The 14436-nt window shown below is 32.9% G+C and carries 12 protein-coding genes; 5 read left to right on the plus strand and 7 right to left on the minus strand.

Annotated elements, in window-relative coordinates; genetic code table 11:
* Positions 1-112: 112 nt before the first annotated feature.
* Positions 113-2236, minus strand: a complete 2124-nt coding sequence (locus BOW55_RS04285; protein ID WP_129023117.1) for a TonB-dependent receptor domain-containing protein — start codon at positions 2234-2236, stop codon at positions 113-115.
* Between the two features lie 426 nt (positions 2237-2662).
* Positions 2663-3559 carry a gliding motility-associated ABC transporter ATP-binding subunit GldA gene (gene gldA, locus BOW55_RS04290; RefSeq protein ID WP_129023118.1) on the minus strand — a complete coding sequence of 299 codons (897 nt, stop codon included), beginning with the start codon at positions 3557-3559 and terminating at the stop codon, positions 2663-2665.
* Between the two features lie 146 nt (positions 3560-3705).
* On the opposite strand from gldA, the gene BOW55_RS04295 reads away from it, so the two are divergent.
* Together BOW55_RS04295 and BOW55_RS04300 are read left to right on the plus strand one after the other, a co-directional pair.
* Positions 3706-4299: an outer membrane beta-barrel protein gene (locus BOW55_RS04295; RefSeq protein ID WP_129023119.1), complete on the plus strand. Its 594-nt coding sequence runs from the start codon at positions 3706-3708 to the stop codon at positions 4297-4299.
* A 195-nt stretch (positions 4300-4494) separates the two neighbouring features.
* Positions 4495-5082, plus strand: a complete 588-nt coding sequence (locus BOW55_RS04300) for a porin family protein (RefSeq protein WP_129023120.1) — start codon at positions 4495-4497, stop codon at positions 5080-5082.
* Between the two features lie 54 nt (positions 5083-5136).
* On the opposite strand, the gene BOW55_RS04305 is transcribed toward BOW55_RS04300, so the two are convergent.
* Together BOW55_RS04305 and metE are read right to left on the minus strand one after the other, a co-directional pair.
* A complete protein-coding gene (locus BOW55_RS04305; RefSeq protein ID WP_129023121.1) occupies positions 5137-5430 on the minus strand; it encodes a helix-turn-helix domain-containing protein in 294 nt (97 codons plus the stop codon).
* Positions 5431-5728: 298 nt separating this feature from the next.
* Complete coding sequence (metE, locus tag BOW55_RS04310) at positions 5729-8050, minus strand: 5-methyltetrahydropteroyltriglutamate--homocysteine S-methyltransferase (protein ID WP_129023122.1); 2322 nt, start codon at positions 8048-8050, stop codon at positions 5729-5731.
* Positions 8051-8207: 157 nt separating this feature from the next.
* Between metE and BOW55_RS04315 the strand changes: the two genes are divergently transcribed.
* Positions 8208-8669 carry an Lrp/AsnC family transcriptional regulator gene (locus BOW55_RS04315; RefSeq protein WP_029271860.1) on the plus strand — a complete coding sequence of 154 codons (462 nt, stop codon included), beginning with the start codon at positions 8208-8210 and terminating at the stop codon, positions 8667-8669.
* A gap of 221 nt (positions 8670-8890) precedes the next feature.
* Positions 8891-10237, plus strand: coding sequence for a deoxyguanosinetriphosphate triphosphohydrolase (locus BOW55_RS04320; protein ID WP_129023123.1), 1347 nt, complete (start codon positions 8891-8893; stop codon positions 10235-10237).
* 96 nt (positions 10238-10333) lie between these two features.
* On the opposite strand, the gene BOW55_RS04325 is transcribed toward BOW55_RS04320, so the two are convergent.
* The gene (locus BOW55_RS04325; protein WP_129023124.1) at positions 10334-11335 is read right to left on the minus strand and encodes a DUF3078 domain-containing protein; all 1002 of its coding nucleotides are present in this window, start codon (positions 11333-11335) and stop codon (positions 10334-10336) included.
* Positions 11336-11370: 35 nt separating this feature from the next.
* Positions 11371-13158, minus strand: coding sequence for a 1-deoxy-D-xylulose-5-phosphate synthase (locus tag BOW55_RS04330; RefSeq protein ID WP_129023125.1), 1788 nt, complete (start codon positions 13156-13158; stop codon positions 11371-11373).
* Positions 13159-13261: 103 nt separating this feature from the next.
* On the opposite strand from BOW55_RS04330, the gene BOW55_RS04335 reads away from it, so the two are divergent.
* Positions 13262-13705 carry a nucleoside deaminase gene (locus BOW55_RS04335; protein WP_129023126.1) on the plus strand — a complete coding sequence of 148 codons (444 nt, stop codon included), beginning with the start codon at positions 13262-13264 and terminating at the stop codon, positions 13703-13705.
* Here BOW55_RS04335 and BOW55_RS04340 read toward each other — a convergent pair whose 3' ends face one another.
* Positions 13706-14239, minus strand: coding sequence for a hypothetical protein (locus tag BOW55_RS04340; protein WP_129023127.1), 534 nt, complete (start codon positions 14237-14239; stop codon positions 13706-13708).
* Between the last annotated feature and the right edge of the window lie 197 nt (positions 14240-14436).

A 14436-nucleotide genomic window follows, 5' to 3' on the forward strand; every position in this document is an offset into this window, starting at 1 on the left:
GGTGTGATTATTTACTGCTTTTGCATAATATCTTTAAAAACAAAAAGAGCCTGCTTTTAGCAGGCTCCTCTCATTCAAAAAAAAATAAAAACAAAAACAAATTCAAGGGATCTTAAATTCTATAAGTAAAAGACAGTGTCGCAATGCGATTATCTAGATCGTATCGTTTATTAATAGCAGTCTGTCCAACTGTTGAGTTAATATAAAAATTGTTAGTATTAAAAATATCAGTAACATTTAGTTTTATACTGCCTTTGTTTGCCAGAACTTGTTTTGAAACTCCGACGCTGAAATCAAAAAAGCCGTCACGTTGATAAACGCCAAGGTTCGATTTTGATTGATACTGAGCGTTAGCTTCAGCTTTAAGACTTTCTGTTATTGTAAATGAATTTTGTACGCTTAAGTTTAGCGTAACAATTGGATCAATAGTATCAGAGTTTACAATGTTGCCCATAAATTTATTTTCGAAAATATTGAAAAGAGTGTTTATAGACCAAAACTTGTAAAGTTCGGCTGTATGAGTAATGTTTGCCCCATAATTATAAGATTTTGATACATTTATCTGAGAAGTAACAGTTGTGTTAGTACTCGGATCATAAGTATAAACTTCCGTAAAAACATCTTTAGTGCTGTTGAAATACAACGAAGACATGAAATTGCTTTTCCAAGCATATCCAATTTCGGCAGCATGTGTAATTTCAGGAACTAAATTTGGATTTCCTTGAGAGTAATTGAATGAATCATCATAAAAACGAAACGGATTCAAATCAAATTGGCTCGGTCTGTTTATTCTTTTACTGTAAGAAGCATGAACAGAGTGATTGCTTGTAAGTTCGTATTTTAAAGAAAGACTCGGAAACCATTTTAAATAATCGTCTTTGTGTTCCTCATTTAAAGTTCTTTGCAAAATATTGATTGCCGTATATTCAGAACGTAAACCGCCTTGTATATTTAAATCTCCAATTTGATGTTTATAATTGGCATACGCCGCATAAATTTGTTCTTTGTACTCAAAATGATTGGTTGAATTAAGATCGATTATCCATTGGTTATTGTCGTTGTATTCATAAACCGATGGATTATCATTGTTTTTTAAGCTCGCTTTAAAACCCCATTCAATTGATTGTTTTTCTTTTAATGGATTGGTAAAATCTACTTTTCCTGTAAAAACTTTTAATTGTGACGGAATAAAACCTCTTCTATCATTAATATCATTTGGGTTTGTAGGATCTATATTTTGTGCACTCTGAAATTGATTTGATCTAAATTTTGAAGTTTCGTATTCAAAGTCAAAAGACATATTTTTTCCTTCCGTATTAAACTTATGAACTCCAGAGAATGCATACGTGTAATCGTTCCATTTTTCTTTACTGTCGTTGTATGTTGAAGCATCAAAAAGCAGTTGATTTTGGGCATTGCTTAAAGAGTTTCGGCCGTTGGCGATATTTTCATAACGCCCCAATTTAGCATCGACATAAAACTCTAAATTCGTTTTAGGAGAAACTTCATAAGTGGTTCCAATTTTAAAGTTGTTCGAAGTAAGCGGTTCGTCTGTAGTTGAGGTTTGATGATTTTTAGTGTCAATTTGCTGACGCGTTATATCTGTATATTGCGTTTGATTAAATTCTTTGCGTTCCTCTTCACCTCTAAAAGTGTAACTGTAATTACCATAAACACCAAATTTGTCTTTATTATAACTTAAGTTAACACCAGAATTAGTTCTGTTTTTTCGTCCACGGCCATAGCTCGCAAACGCAGTTCCTTTTATCCCTGAAGTACTTGGTTTTTTTAGAATAATATTTATGATTCCGGCTTTTCCCGCTGCATCATATTTAGAAGAAGGATTCGTTATAACTTCAATTTGTTTAATATTTGAAGAAGTGGTTGATTTCAAATAATTAGCCAATTCTTTTTGAGAAAGCTGTGTTAATTTACCATTAATCATAACAGCAACCCCCTGTTGTCCTCGAATAGACAAATCGCCGTCTTGCGAAACTACTACTCCAGGAGCACGAGATAAAACATCCAGCGCTGTACCGCCTTCAGATACAATACTGTTTTCGACATTAAAAACTAGGCGATCTGATTTTTGAGTATATAAAACTTTCTTTTTTGTAATTACAATTTCATCTAAAACATTAATAGATGTTTCAACCAGACTGTCTTTTTCTTTTTCTGTCTGTGAATAGGAGTATACTGAAAACGCGAGCATAATAGAGGTTAAAATGTTCTTCATGTCGTTTTGTGCTTTTATAAATGAGTTGTTTTTTTAATGTAAAACGATTTGTTCGATTTTATCTGAAAGTAACTTTTTGAAGCGTTCAACATAATTATAAAAGGAATAAAAAAGAGACATTATGAAGTGAAATAAATGTGGCATTTGTGCAGTATTATTGAGATTGATCCTGCAAATATAACACTATTTATATCAAGTCTAAATAAAAATAATTCAAATTTGATGCTTTTAGTTGTAAACCATTGATAACGAGAGAAGATGAATTAAGCTTCAACGTTGTTTTTGCGATTCAGGACGTGTAAATAATGATTTTAGAACTGTAAATTGTTTCTTTTGAAGATTTTATAAAACAGAAAACCAGTTTATTCTGTAAAAGAATAAACTGGTTTTGTTGGATAAGCTGAAACTGAAATCCGAGATCGAAAACTACTTAGTAATTTCTCTAAATACAGCTTCTAAGTTTTTATTTTTTTGATTCAATTGCAGTGTTTTTAAGCCATTTTCGTTGGCAAAATCAAAAATGGCAGGACGCATATCTTTTTCAGTAACAAAAGTAAGTTCCCATGTCATGTCATGCGTATTTTTATACGAAGCAATATTTTCAAGTCTTGCTAAAAGCTGCTCTTCAACCTGATAATCAAACTCAACCTCAATAACTTGCTCTTTATTTGCAGCAACCAAATGATCTAATTTGTTATCAGCAACAATATTTCCTTTGTCAATAATTATGACACGATCGCAAATAGCTTCAACCTCCTGCATGATATGAGTTGATAAAAAAACAGTTTTATCTTTACCCACATTTTTGATTACATTTCGTATTTCCATTAACTGGTTAGGATCTAGACCAGTAGTTGGTTCGTCTAAAATTAAAACATCAGGATTATGCAGTAAAGCGTTCGCAAGTCCCACACGCTGGCGGTACCCTTTTGATAATTGTCCTATTTTTTTATGGCTTTCGGTTGACAGTCCTGTCAGTTGAATTACTTCTTCGATTCTTGATTTTGCAACCTGATAAACATCGGCATTAAAAGCCAAATATTCACGAACATACAAATCTAAATACAACGGATTGTGTTCTGGTAAATATCCAATAGAACGCTGTACTGCTTTTGCATTCGTCATGACATCGTGACCGTTTACAAGGGCTGAGCCGTCGTCGGCAAGCAAATAAGTAGTCAAGATTTTCATTAAAGTAGATTTTCCCGCTCCGTTTGGACCAAGAAATCCCACAATTTCTCCTTTTTGAATAGAGAATGAAATTTCGTTTAGTGCTTTTTGAGTTCCGTAACTTTTTGATATGTTGTTAACTTCGATCGACATAGACTTTTTATTTGCTACAAAAGTAAACAGAAATAATCTTGATTGCTAAAATTTGTCTTTTAAAGAAACCATAAAATAAATAAAACCCAATAGGTTCGCGGCATTGTTGTTGCTAAAGGAATGCTAAATTAAAATAAACCCAAATCATGAAAAAATTTTTAGTGATAGCAGCTTTAGCTATCTGCACTTTTGCAAATGCACAAAAAAAAGGATCCATTTTAGTTATGGGAAGTATTGAGTATAATTCTCAAAACGTTTCAAATTCTGGATCAGAAGACAAAACTAATTCTTTTACTTTTTCGCCTAAAGTAGGTTACCAATTTCATCAAAACTGGACAGCGGGTATCGAAGCTGGAGTAGGTACTGCTAAAAGAGAGTTTAGTAATAATACAGAGAGCAAATTAAATAATTTCTCTTTAGGAGGTTTTTTACGTTACTCAAAACCAGTAAACCAAACTTTCTCTGCTTATGCTGATTTAGGAGTTGGGTATCAAAATAGAAAAACAACAAACACTGTTGGACCATTATCAACAATAAATGAAGGTGACGGTTTTTATATTGGAGTTACACCTGCAATTTTCATTAATGTTAATAAAGGATTTGGGTTAAACTTCAATATTGGAGGTTTAGGATACAATACTTTAAATTATGACGGAAATAATGGAAATGGAGACAATGTTAAAAACTTCAATTTCACTTTCGGAAAAGCATTTTCTGTGGGAATTTCAAAGAATTTCTAATCTGAAATATATATTCAATTTCGAGAAAAGCATCCGCCGCGGCGGATGCTTTTTTTATAACCTTTTCTTTTTGTTATTTTAATTTTTAACCTGTTTAAGATCAGTTGTTTTTAATTAATTGTTAAGAAAGTAATTGTTATTTCATATTGGTATTTTAATTGTTTTCTGTATATGAAATCTTAATAAATATCACAAATGAAAAAAATGCTACTTATTCTTGCATTAGCTATGGTTAGCTTTGCAAATGCCCAAAAGGGAACAATTTTAGTTGGAGGAAATATTGGTTACACATCAACTAATAGAGATTTTCAAACAGAAAAAGATAAAAACAACCAGTTTGATTTTTCTCCCAGAATTGGATATCAGTTCAATGACAACTGGACTGTAGGAGGTGAATTTGCTGTAGCTTCTTCAAAAACTGAATATGAAGGAATGACAGAAACAGAATCAAAACTAACTAATTTTAAAGCGGGTGCATTTTTACGTTATTCCGTTCCATTGAGTGAAACTTTTTCAGTATTTGCTGATTTAGGAGCTGGTTTTCAAAATGAAAAAAGTACTCTTGAGACGGCAACAGGTCGCAGTAAATCTAAAGGAGACGGCATGTATGTAGGTTTAACTCCGGCACTTTTTATCAATATGAAAAAAGGCTTTGGACTTAACTTCAGTATTGGCGGTTTAGGGTATGAAGCATTAAATTATGAAAATAATGGTCCTGATGTCAACAGGTTTTATTTCAATTTTGGTAAAACAGTAAATATTGGAATTTCTAAAAATTTTTAATGTTAGGCTTATAAATTCACTATCAGAAGCACTTCATTTTTTGGAGTGCTTTTTTTATAAAAAAGTCAATCCAACTCTTTTGTTTAATCCAATTTCAAAGATTCTAATGATGGTTGAAAGCTGTACATTTCCTTTTCCATTTTCAAGTTTCGAAATATAACTTTTTTTAGTGCCTGTTTTATCCGCTAACTGTTCTTGAGTTAAATTAGCCTCTTTACGAGCTTCTTTCAGCATTTCACTTATGATAAACATCTGTGATTTTTCTTGAAATTGGTTTCTGCTTTCGGTTCCCAATTTTCCATGCTCAACTTCAATGAGATCATCGAAAGATTTTATGTTTTTTTTCATTGGAAAAGTTATCTTAAAAGTGAATATTTTGCAAATATAAGACTTCTTGTTATTTAAAGTAAATTCTTATGAAAATAAGATTTTCTATTTAGCCCCGATAGAAGTGATATCCTTTTTCTTGCTCCTTTAGCAAGGAAAAGATATAACGGATAGCGGGACTGGAGGTAATTTTGAAAACGAAAATTTTCTGCTTCAGATAAAAAAATAATGCCAGCGAAAGTGAAACCGAAACGAATCATAACTAAATTCGGTCTCACTTGCTGGCATAAAAAACAAAAGTATATTCTAGGTAAAACTATTAAATAACAGGGTTTTCAACAGCCGCTCTCATTTCCTGAGCAGCCGCAACCATTTCAATTAGCGCTTTTTTAGTTTCATCCCAATGACGGGTTTTTAAACCGCAATCTGGATTTACCCAAAGCTGATCTACTGGAATTACAGCCGAAGCTTTCTCCAATAAACGAACCATTTCTGTACTTGAAGGTACACGAGGAGAATGAATATCATAAACCCCAGGTCCAATTTCGTTTGGATATTTAAAGTTGGCAAATGCGTCTAAAAGTTCCATTTGTGAGCGAGAACATTCGATTGTAATGACATCGGCATCCATATCAGCAATGTTTTTAATGATGTCGTTGAATTCACTATAACACATATGTGTGTGAATTTGCGTATCGTCGTTTACACCGCTTGCAGAAATTCTGAAAGCTTTTACTGCCCAATCTAAATAGTTTGCCCATTCTTCTTTTCTTAAAGGCAAACCTTCGCGAATTGCAGGTTCATCGATCTGGATGATTTTGATTCCAGCATTTTCTAAATCCACAACTTCGTCACGAATGGCTAAAGCGATTTGCGTGCAAGTTTCAGAACGAGGCTGATCGTTACGAACAAATGACCATTGCAGAATTGTTACAGGGCCTGTAAGCATTCCTTTTATCCATTTTGAAGTTAAAGACTGTGCATATTTAGACCATTTTACCGTCATAGGAGTTGGTCTTGAAACGTCTCCATAAATAACTGGAGGTTTCACGCAGCGGCTTCCGTAACTTTGAACCCAGCCATTTTTGGTAAACGTAAATCCAGCTAATTGTTCTCCAAAATATTCCACCATATCGTTGCGCTCGAATTCTCCGTGAACCAGAACATCAATTCCAGTTTCTTCCTGAAAACGAATTGTAGCTTCGGTTTCTTTTTCGATTAAATCGTTGTATTGTTCAGCGGTTAATTCTCCTTTTTTGAATTTTGCTCTCCAGCTTCTCACTTCAGCTGTTTGAGGAAAAGATCCAATTGTTGTGGTTGGGAATAATGGCAGATTTAATGCTTCAATCTGGCTTTTTCTTCTTGTTGCAAAAGTGCTTTTACGTTTATCATCTGAAGCTGTAATTCCTGCAACACGATTTTTAACCTCATTATTATGAATTAATTTTGAAGTTTTACGATTGTCGTTTGCAATTACATTTTGCTCAAAATCAAGTGAATTTTTAGTATCAACTTCGTTTGAAGCGAATTGTTTTAAAAGTTCAATCTCGTTGATTTTTTGTTTTGCAAAAGCCAGCCATTGTTTAATTTCTGGAGTAAGAGTCTGGTCGTTTGTTTCTAGATCCAGATCACAAGGACTGTGAATTAAAGAACAAGACGGCGCTACTAAAATTCTATTTTCGCCTAAAGCATCAGTAGCTTTTTTGATTAATTCTAATGATTTTTTGAAGTCGTTTTTCCAAATATTTCTTCCGTCAACAACTCCTAATGAAAGATTTACATTTGGATTTAATTTTCCAGATTCTAAAATATCATCTAATTGAAGCGGACAACGAACTAAATCTAAGTGGAAAGTATCAACTGGCAAAGCCAAAGCCGTTTCTAAATTTTCTCCAAAACAATCAAAATAATTCGCTAAAATGATTTTAAGTTTTGGAAAACGAGTATTGATTTCGTTATACACTTTCGTGAAAGCGCTTCTTTCTTTGTTAGTTAAATTTAAAGCTAAAAAAGGCTCATCAAGCTGAATATATGCTGCATTCTCTGCTTGAAGTTTTTCGAAAATTTCGAAATAAACAGGAAGTAAGTTATCAATAAGATCAATTCGGTGAAAACCTTCTTCTTTTTCTTTTCCTAAAAGTAAATACGAAATAGGCCCAATTAAAACCGGTTTTGTGGCAACTCCTAAAGCATTTGCTTCTTTAAATTCGTTGATTACTTTTTCTGAAAACAATTCGAATTTTTGGTTCTTTGTAAACTCAGGAACAATATAATGATAGTTCGTGTCAAACCATTTTGTCATTTCCATTGCAACAACATCCTGTCCGTCTTTTTGCGCCCCTCTTGCCATTGCAAAATACAAATCTAAAGAAGAATTTGTTTTGGCTAATTCATGATAACGTTCTGGAATTGCTCCAACTGTCAAGGTCAAATCTAAAACCTGATCGTAAAAAGAAAAATCATTAGACGGAATTAAATCAACTCCGGATTCAGCTTGTAAATGCCAGTTTTGAATTCGAATTTCTTTTCCCGCATCGATAAGTTCGTCTGCCGAAATTTTTCCTGCCCAATACAGTTCGCTGGCTTTTTTGAGCTCTCTGTTGCTCCCAATTCTTGGATAACCTAAATTATTTGTTTTCATTTTGATTTCAGTATTTTTTACTGAGCAAATTTATTGTATTAGATTTTATGACTTATATTTGATGATTATTTCAGTAAAATGCGTTTTAAAATTACATTTTTAAAGATTTTATTACTGTGAATATCTTTTAAACGAACTTTCAGCCGTAAAAAAAACTATGGAAAATCTAGACAAAACCGATTTGCTTATCTTAAAGCACCTTCAGGAGAACTCAAATATCAACACAAAAGACCTTGCGAGTAAATTATTTCTGACTGTTACGCCAGTTTATGAGCGTATAAAAAGACTGGAAAGAGACGGATTTATAACAAAATATGTAGCATTGCTTGACAGAAAAAAAATGAATCGCGGCATGACTGTTTTTTGTAATGTTCGACTAAAAGAACACGCAAAAAACGTGGGAAGCAATTTTGTAAAAGATATTGTTGCTCTTCCTGAAATTATAGAATGCTATAACATTGCCGGCGATTATGATTTTATGCTTAAAATTCTAGTTCAGGATATGGCTAGTTATCAGGATTTTGTAATGAATAAATTATCAACCATTGAAAACATTGGAAACACAAACAGTATTTTTGTAATGGGCGAAATCAAACACAGTACGGCTTTGGAGTTTTAGAGTTTTTCTGCCACGAATTTCGCGAATTAACACAAATCATTGAGCTTAAATTAATTCGTGGAAATTCGCGAAATTCGTGGCGAACAAAACATTTAAATCAAATTAATTTGCAACCTATTTTTATTCAATTTTATCCTAAAATAAAATGTATTTTTGAAATCTTAAATCATCAATTTAGATCCTCAATCTAAAATAAATAATCTACAATCTAAAATAGAAAAATGAACTGGGAACAACTTTTATCATTAAAACGTCAAGGCGATACAAGCAAAAGATTACGTGTAGAACAAGATGACACGCGATTGGGTTTTGAGGTCGATTATGACCGAATTATCTTTTCGGCTGCTTTTAGAAGTTTACAAGATAAAACACAAGTAATTCCGCTTTCTAAAACAGATTTCGTACATACAAGACTTACACATAGTTTAGAAGTTTCTGTTGTTGGGCGTTCTTTAGGACGTTTGGTTGGTAAAAAAATCATCGAAAAATATCCTTACTTAAAAGAAATTCATGGTTATCATATGAATGATTTTGGGGCAATTGTTGCCGCAGCATCATTGGCTCATGATATTGGAAATCCGCCTTTTGGACATTCGGGAGAAAAAGCAATTGGAGAGTATTTTTCGAGCGGAAAGGGATTAAGATACAAAGATAAATTAACAGCAAAACAATGGCAGGATTTAATTGATTTTGAAGGAAATGCTAACGGATTTTCAGTATTAACGGCAAGTCGTCCAGGAATTGAAGGCGGACTTAGAATTTCGTATGCTACTTTGGGCGCTTTTATGAAATATCCTAAAGAAAGTCTTCCGAAAAAGCCAACTAGTAATATTGCCGATAAAAAATACGGTTTCTTCCAAACAGATAAATCATTTTTTGAAGAAGTTGCCCATGACATGGGAATGATCGCAAATAAAGAAGAGGGTGATATTGGTTTTGAAAGACATCCTTTGGCGTATTTAGTTGAAGCTGCAGATGATATTTGTTACACTATCATTGATTTTGAAGACGGAATAAATCTTGGCTTAGTTTCAGAAGATTATGCTTTAGAGTATCTTATAAAATTGGTAAAAGATAATATTGGGGTTTCTAAATATAAATTGCTGGAAACAAAAGAAGACAGAATTAGTTATTTAAGAGCTTTAGCAATTGGAGCTTTAATTAATGATGCTGTAGATGTATTTGTCGAAAACGAAGAAGCTATTCTAGCTGGAAACTTCCCTTTTGCGTTAACAGACAAAAGTAAGTACAAAGCGCAAATGAATGATATTATCAAATTAAGTGTTGATAAAATTTACCAAAGCCGTGAAGTGATCGAGAAAGAAATCGTGGGTTATCAAATCATTCAAACTTTGCTGGATAAATTTATAACGGCTTTCAACAATAAATTTGAAGGAACAGCATCAAACTACGATAAATTGATCTTGAAAATGCTGCCAGAAAAACATCATTTAGATAAAGGTAATTTGTACGAGCGTCTGCTTCACATTTGTCATTACGTTTCATTACTAACAGATGGAAATGCCTTAGAGTTATATGAAACGATTCAAGGACGTAAAAAGAATTAAACAGAAGCATTTTGTGCTAATGTCTAAAATAAAACACCCCATAAATTATCTTTATGGGGTGTTTTGTTTTCTCATGATCGAGAATTAAGTTTTGTATTATTGAAAAGCATAAACTAGACCAACTCCTAAAACTTGGCGTAATTGCATTCTAGGTCCATCGTTTACCTGAGATTTTGCGCCTGTAGTAGGATCAATTACATCTTTTTTTGTTTTAATATCGTCATCATATACTAAATGAACACCAATATTTGCTTTAACATAAGCATTTACAACAAGATCTAAACGAGTATCATAATCAATATCGACATTCCCAAATCGGTTTAAATAATCAGTATATAAACTTAATCGGTTTTCGTAGAAGACGTTTTTATAGATTTCGTTTTTCATATAGGCTGTCATAAGAATACCAAATTCGGCTTTTACTTTCTGACCGCTTTCAATTAATATTTTATTATTTGGATCTAGAGGATCAGTAGCATAAACAGCTTTTTTAACACCAAAAGAACCTTGATCTGCAAGATATTGATCTAATACCAAAGTAGTTTTTAATGTAATAGGAGAGAAGTAAAAAGTTCTATTTTTCTTTTTATTCGAGTTTTCAGCTCCAGCTCCAAGAAATATGTAAGCAGGCGCAAAAGGTTTCGAGATGGCAATGTCACGATTAGGATAGTTATAACCGTCGGTAAACTGCGTATTAAAATTAAACTTGGCTGAGTAAAACCAATTTGAAACCGTGTCTTTTCTAAATCCGTAAGTTGAGTTTAGTTGAAAAGCATCGTCCGTTTTACGCAATTCAGTTCCGTCTTGCTTGTTTAATCCGTATTTCACAATAAGCTCATTTGCCCATTTGTGATTTCCTTTTTGGTAAATTCTTCCAAATTCTCCTTTAAATAAACCGGAAATAGAACTTGTTCCCCCCGCACTCCAATTCACAAATGCAATTTCTGAAATATCAAACCCTACTTGATTTTTTTTGGCCCAATTTGAAGGCAGTTTAGGTGCTTTATTGGGATCTATTGTTGTTTGTATAAGTTGGGCAGAGTTTTTAGTTGTACACAAAAACAAAAGAATAAAAAGAGTGGAACGTATTAATTTCATTAGGTTTATTTTAATATTTTGGTGCCGCAAAATAATTATTTTGGCTCATTAGAAAAAAGATTTATTAAATTTTTAACGTCAATTTTGCTCAATTGTTGTAACTGGTTTACTGTTCCGTGCTCAATAAACTCATCTGGAATCCCTAAAATAGTGATGTTATTTTTAAAATTATTTGCGGCTGCAAACTCTAAAATAGCGCTTCCAAAACCACCATTTTTTACCCCGTCTTCTATTGTAATTATGTTATCAAATGAAGATAATATCGAGTGTAAAGCCTCATTGTCTAAGGGTTTTATAAAGGGAAAATCGTAATGCGCAATAGTTTCTGAATTTGTACTTTGTTGTAGAGCTTCGATTACATTGTTTCCAATCGTTCCCGTTGATAAAACAGCCGTTTTAGTTCCCTGTTTTAAACAAATAGCTTTCCCGATTTTAATTTTTTCATAATGTCCGAAATTTTCTACTTCCCAATTTGGCAGCACGCCGCGACCTCTTGGATATCGAATTGCTATTGGGTGTTCTAGACCTAATTGAGCCGTATATAAAATGTTTTGCAAAGCAATCTCATTGATAGGTGCGTAAATAATCATGTTTGGAATAGAGCGCAGATATGCTATATCAAAAACACCATGATGCGTTGCGCCATCTTCGCCAACTAAACCTGCTCTGTCCAGACAAAAAATAACAGGTAAATTTTGTAAAGCCACATCATGAATAACTTGGTCATAGGCACGCTGTAAAAAAGTCGAATAAATATTGCAATATACAATCATGCCTTGAGTTGCCATTCCGGCTGCAAGCGTTACAGCATGCTGTTCGGCGATTCCAACATCAAAGGCACGTTCCGGCAATTCGTCCATCATAAATTTTAGTGAACTTCCAGATGGCATTGCAGGTGTGATTCCGATTATTTTTTCATTTTTTCTGGCTAAATCTAAAATGGTCAAGCCAAAAACGTCCTGAAATTTAGGCGGTAAATTTTCTTCAGATTTTAAAATGATTTCTCCTGTCGAAGCATCAAATTTTCCTGGTGCATGATATTTTACCTGATTTTCTTCGGCTTGCTGTAAACCCTTTCCTTTTGTGGTTACAATATGAAGAAATTTTGGACCCTTTATGTTTTTTAAGCGATTCAATTCTTTGATTAAATTCGGAAGATCATGACCGTCGATTGGCCCTGAATAATCAAAATTTAGAGATTTAATCATGTTATTCTTCTTAGGGTTTTTTCCTTCTTTTACTGCAGTAAGATAGTTTTTAAGAGCACCAACACTTGGATCAATTCCTATTGCATTATCGTTTAAAATAACCAATAAATTGGCATCAGTAACTCCAGCATGATTTAAACCTTCAAAAGCCATTCCGCTTGCAATAGAAGCATCGCCGATAATTGCAATATGCTGTTTGTCGAAATCACCTTTTAATTTTGAAGCAATCGCCATTCCGAGTGCTGCAGAAATTGAAGTTGAAGAATGTCCAACGCCAAAAGTATCGTAAACACTTTCCGTTCGTTTAGGAAAACCAGAAATTCCGTCGATTTGTCTATTAGTATGGAAAATCTCCCTTCTTTCAGTCAGGATTTTATGTCCGTAAGCCTGATGACCAACATCCCAAACTAACAAATCATCGGGTGTATTAAAAACATAATGAAGTGCAATCGTAAGTTCAATAACGCCCAAACTAGCTCCCAAATGACCTTCTTTTACAGAAACAACCTCAATTATAAATTGACGTAATTCTTGTGCAACTTGTAGAAGTTGCGTCTCAGAAAGTGCGCGTAAATCAGCTGGATTATATATGTTCGAAAGTAAATCGCTTTTCATTGTATGGAAAAAAGCAAATTTACGGTTTTAAATTTAAATTTTACTTTTTGAGATCTATATATAGAATGGGGAGTTTTAATGTAATCTTCTTATTTTTGCATCTATGATAAATCCTTTCACCGACGAATATTTCATGAAAAAAGCTTTACAGGAAGCTGAAATGGCTTTTGAAAAAGGCGAAATTCCTGTTGGAGCTGTAATTGTCGTTGCCGATAAAATAATAGCCAGAAGTCATAATTTAACAGAATTATTAAATGATGTTACGGCTCATGCCGAAATGCAGTCGATAACCGCTGCAGCCAATTTTCTTGGCGGTAAATACCTAAAAGATTGTATTTTATACGTTACGCTTGAGCCTTGCCAAATGTGTGCAGGAGCTTTGTATTGGAGTCAGATTTCGAAAATTGTTTTTGGAGCACGAGACGAACAAAGAGGTTTTATCAATATGGGGACAAAACTACATCCAAAAACTACAGTAGTTTCAGGTATAATGGCAAATGAAGCGGCTGATTTAATGAAACGTTTTTTCTTGGAAAGACGTAAGTAGTTAAAACAAATATCCTCCTGTGTAAACACAGATAAAGATCATAAAAGAATTAAAGCAGACAATATTGTGAAAAGTGTTTTCGGAAAAACCTTTTTTCGAAAGCAATATCTTTATACTTATTCCAATTGAAAAAAGCAGGATCAGGCAAGTATAGAATTGAATTCCATTACTGCTTAAACCGCTGGAAAGTAGATTCGTATAATTTCTTGTTTTGGATTTAACGGTTGTTACAGATTTAAACAATAAAGAAGTTTCAATTGTAATATTATTTTCATCAATAAATTCTTTTGCTGTAGAAAAAATAAATCCTTTTTGTGTAAAATAATGATAAGAAACTTTTTGTTTAGATTTTCCAGAAGTTCTTATAGTGTAATGCGTAATTACATCATTAGCTTTTGATGCAGGTAAAACATAATAATCTGCAAAAGCGATCAAAATAAAAAATGTTATTACACCCAGCAGATATATTATTGTGCTTTTGTTTTTTATAATAAAATCATTTTCAGAAGAATATTTGTTTGAGTTGTTGGGCATTCTTTTTTAAATTTAGAAACGTTAATTTAATAATTTAATGATTTCTTTTTGTGAAACTTCAGCAAAAGTTAAAAAAACAAATAAAGAATTTTCTTCTTAATAAAACCGAAAAATATTATACTTTTAGTGCTAATTTAATTTGTAATTTGCTGTTATCGCTTATAACGGTAAATCGTACTAATTTCTAATTTGCTAAC

Origin of the sequence: Flavobacterium sp. YO12 (assembly GCF_004119495.1) — a bacterium.
Taxonomy (GTDB): Bacteria; Bacteroidota; Bacteroidia; order Flavobacteriales; family Flavobacteriaceae; genus Flavobacterium.